Source organism: Desulfobacter sp., from assembly GCF_050177295.1.
Window position 1 is genome coordinate 1 of sequence record NZ_JBFXHE010000428.1, and the last position, 3,763, is coordinate 3,763.

Annotated in this window: 5 protein-coding genes; all 5 read right to left on the reverse strand. The window is 45.4% G+C overall.

Annotated features, from left to right (window positions below):
- Positions 1 to 196: 196 nt before the first annotated feature.
- Complete coding sequence (locus AB7U36_RS20395) at positions 197 to 874, reverse strand: PTS sugar transporter subunit IIA (RefSeq protein WP_428161464.1); 678 nt, start codon at positions 872 to 874, stop codon at positions 197 to 199.
- A gap of 194 nt (positions 875 to 1,068) precedes the next feature.
- Positions 1,069 to 1,497, reverse strand: a complete 429-nt coding sequence (locus AB7U36_RS20400) for a response regulator (RefSeq protein ID WP_428161465.1) — start codon at positions 1,495 to 1,497, stop codon at positions 1,069 to 1,071.
- Between the two features lie 64 nt (positions 1,498 to 1,561).
- Positions 1,562 to 2,212 carry a sensor histidine kinase gene (locus AB7U36_RS20405; RefSeq protein WP_428161466.1) on the reverse strand — a complete coding sequence of 217 codons (651 nt, stop codon included), beginning with the start codon at positions 2,210 to 2,212 and terminating at the stop codon, positions 1,562 to 1,564.
- Positions 2,209 to 2,580, reverse strand: coding sequence for a response regulator (locus tag AB7U36_RS20410; protein WP_428161467.1), 372 nt, complete (start codon positions 2,578 to 2,580; stop codon positions 2,209 to 2,211). The genes AB7U36_RS20405 and AB7U36_RS20410 overlap by 4 nt, the downstream gene beginning before the upstream one ends.
- A gap of 3 nt (positions 2,581 to 2,583) precedes the next feature.
- A partial coding sequence (locus tag AB7U36_RS20415; protein WP_428161468.1) for an ATP-binding protein occupies positions 2,584 to 3,763 on the reverse strand: 1,180 nt, incomplete at its 5' end.

Consider the following 3,763-nt stretch of genomic DNA (forward strand, 5'->3'; position numbering starts at 1 on the left):
ATACTGGCGGTACGGTTGAAAAAATTCAAGCACCGCTGCCAGGGAAAGCCTTAATGCCACGGCTGCAAGTCCTGCAAAAACACCGACAACTGCACCGGCAGTCATCAGCACAAGCCGGTCATCGAAAAGAAAAAACTTTGCATAAAAAATGTTATAGATTTGCTTAAGTTTGAGCATGATGGGTCCCGATACCCGCTTACATCTTTTGGGCTAGGTGCAGGGCATCAATTTCCTCGATCAACTCGGACTGTTCCGGGCAGGTTTTTAAAAATTCACTGAACCGCCTGTTCCGTAAACAGAAAGACAGAGAGGAAAGCAGGTGAAGGTGGAATTTTAATTCCGGGAACAGGATGAAAAACAGAGCAGATACAGGCTGGTTGTCCAGTGCATGATAATCCACGGGGGTTTTAAGGAAGCAGGCTGCAACCATGGGCTGTTCAAGATATCCAAGGGGTGTTCTTGGGTGGGGAATGGCAATCCCGCCGCCAACCCCTGTGGACAACGCCTCTTCCCTTGTGACAAGCTGCTGGACAAGATCTGGTTTGAAATCATCCGGTACAGCCTTAATTCTTTCAACGCACGCATTAATTACAGACGGAACATCCGGTCCTGTGTCAATATTGTGATACACACCTCCGGTTTCAAGGGCAGTGGACAAAGAGACCTCATCTTCGGTCTCAGATCCCTGGTCAGGGCGGGGTTCCAGGGTAAGGGATATATGGTTTTTCGCAGCCCAGTTTTTCAAATCCCTGGCATGAAAGCCGTAGGTACTTCCCTTTTGGGATACAGGCAGTTTTCCCTGGCGGATCCAGCGCTCTATGGTTGTACGGGATACCCCTAAAGACTTGCATAACTCAGATATTAGAATTTCCATCTTTTTCTGCCGCCGCTTGCTGTATGATAAATTTCATTTTAAATTTTGCTGCCTTATATAAAACAAACCAGCCGGAATAACAACCCCGCTACATCCTTTGAATTTAAATTAAAAGGGGATAAAAGCCATGGATTACGCTTTTACCCCTTTTTTATCCGTTGAATAAACCGGCCAAACGCCTGAGTCTTAAGGGCTTACCAGCCCCGGGTTTCCATGATATCCCTGATTCGTTCCTCTGCTTTTTTTTCCACCAGGATCATCTTTTTGGCCTGGGCTTTTTTAATTTTTTCTGTCAGGGTCGTCATGTCAGCCGGCTTTTCAAGCAGATCCATGGCACCCAGCTTCATGGCCTCTATCCCTTTTTCAACCGTGGCATGCCCGGTCAAAAGAATCACCTGAAGTTCTGGGTTTTTCTTTTTCAGAATTTTTAAAGTTTCGATACCATCCATTTCCGGCATCTGAAGATCAAGAACCACCACGTCAAAGGAATGTTCTTCAACGTTTTGCAGGCCTTCCATGGCGGAACTCGAAGTGCTCACCGTCATTCCCCGGTTCGTCATCCTTTCTGCCAGGGCTTGTGTGAACTCCTGTTCGTCATCTATGATTAAAACTTTTTCACTCATTGCCGGGGTCTCCTTTTAATTTAGTTGATATTAAAGAAGCTGTTATCTGTTGAAATTATTTTTTTTATTTGCCAAATACCAGGCCAACCCTGGTGTGCTGATCATCTAATACAATTTTTGCCTGGAATAAATTCAAGGCCTGACAGCATACCTGCCGGCCAAAATCCGGTGCAAAAGGCTGTTCGCACTGAAAATTTAAACAAACCTGGCTTTTCTCATCTTTCATAGAGAATATATTGATAACGGCACCTGATGCAAGATTTTCCGTTACATTTTCTAAAATTGACCAGATCAGAAACAATAAAAAGAAAAAAGATCCGTTGACATAAAGTTTGTCGGCAGCCCGGGTATGATTCTCTTTAATGCCTTTATTGGAAATGATTCTGGCACCAAGGGCCAGGGCCAGGGTGACCGCTTCGTCCAGGTCAATCTGCTGTTCGGGCTTGTCCATACTGTGGGACAACGTATTCAGGTATTTTATGATACCATCAGCCCGGCTGATTTGTTTTTCAATGCGCTGGACAATTCCTGAAAAACGCTCGATATTGGGTGGAGCCCCATTTTTTTGGGCTATCATAAGATGATCAGACATCAGTCCTACATTTTCGTTCATGATGGCCAGGCAGTTTTTAATATCATGGGATATGGATGCCCCCATCCGGCCGAAATAGGCCGGGCCGTATTGATCTGTAATTTCCTGAACCGTGTGTTTCAACTTTTTCCTCCATTGAGCATGACCTGGTTGAGCTTTTCAATCAGACTGTCAATTTCCACAGGTTTAACAAGATAAAAAGCCTCTCCGGTCTGGGAACACCCTTCATGGTAGCATTCTTCAGACCCGTGGCCGGTCATAAAAATAAATTTGAGTGCAGGAGATATGACCTCCATTCGCTCCTTGAGTTCAAAGCCGTTCATATCCGGCATCTGAACATCCAGTACCGCAATGTCATAGCTTTGTTTAGACAGCATGGCAATGGCATCATTGGGCATAACAGCCCAGTGTGCATCAATGCCTCTGTACCCAAGGCGTTCTGCCAGGGTAGAAACCAGTTCCTTCTCATCGTCGACCAGAAGTATCTGCATAGTTCACCCTTCTTTCTGTGTTGTTGTTGGCAAATATATTATAAATGTGGTGCCCTCATTAATCTTGCTTTTTGCTTCAATCCGCCCGCCCAGTTCCCGGACAAGTCCATAGGTAATGGAAAGCCCTAAACCGGTACCGCCCTGATTGGTTTTTGTGGAAAAAAACGGTTCAAAAATATGTTTAAGATTTTCAGGAGGAATACCACATCCACTATCGCTGATATCAAGGCGGACAAATGGTTCGTCCGTTTTTTTTGCTTTGATGGAAAGCCTGCCGTCCCGGGGCATGGCAGCAAATGCATTATTAATTATGTTTAAAAAAATCTGCTGCAGTTTACCCCGGTTGCCAATGACCTGGGGCAGGGTATCAGGAACATCAATATCAATAAAGATATTTTTTAACTGGGCCTCTTTTGCCAAGAACACCAGCACTTCATCAACAACGGTTTTAAGGGTTAAGGGCACAGGAACGGTCTGGGTCTGGCGGCCGAAACTGAGCAGTTGGCGTGTAATTCTGCTGCACCGCTTCACCGAAGCAAGGATAACATCCACAACTTCAAGAAGTCTTGGATCATTTTTTAACTCCTGCTTGAAATAGACCATATCCTTTATGAGTCCTGCCTTTTCATTAATAATGGCCAAAGGATTGTTGATCTCATGGGCCACGCCTGCGGCAAGCCGGCCAATGGAAGCCATCTTGTTTTCATATTCAGCCATATGAAAATATTTGTGGCGATTGCGGTCTAGAATTTTTAAACGCCGGACAAAATACCCGGTTACAGCCCAGATCCATAAAAGAATGACAGATATGCTGATGCCCAGGTATTTGATCAATGCCACCTGGCTGTCATGCCAGGGGGACATGATTACCTGTTTGGATTTAAGCACCACCAGGGTAAAGGGCGTATTGGGTATGTGCCTGAACGCTGCGATCATATCCTGTCCATTTTCCAGGGTAATGGTCATGGTACGGGTTTTGGCCATGGCCGGGGGTAAGGCAATGTTTGTTTTTTCAAGCACATTCCCGAAATGGTGTGAAGGTGTTTGAAGTACGCCCTCTGCAGTGATTAAAAAGGCATCCCCGTTATCCGATGTCTTGACTTCGGATAAAATTCCGGGCAACTGGTGTTCAATGGTGGCCCGGATAATGAAATAGGTATTATCCGGAGCCATATGACGCAGG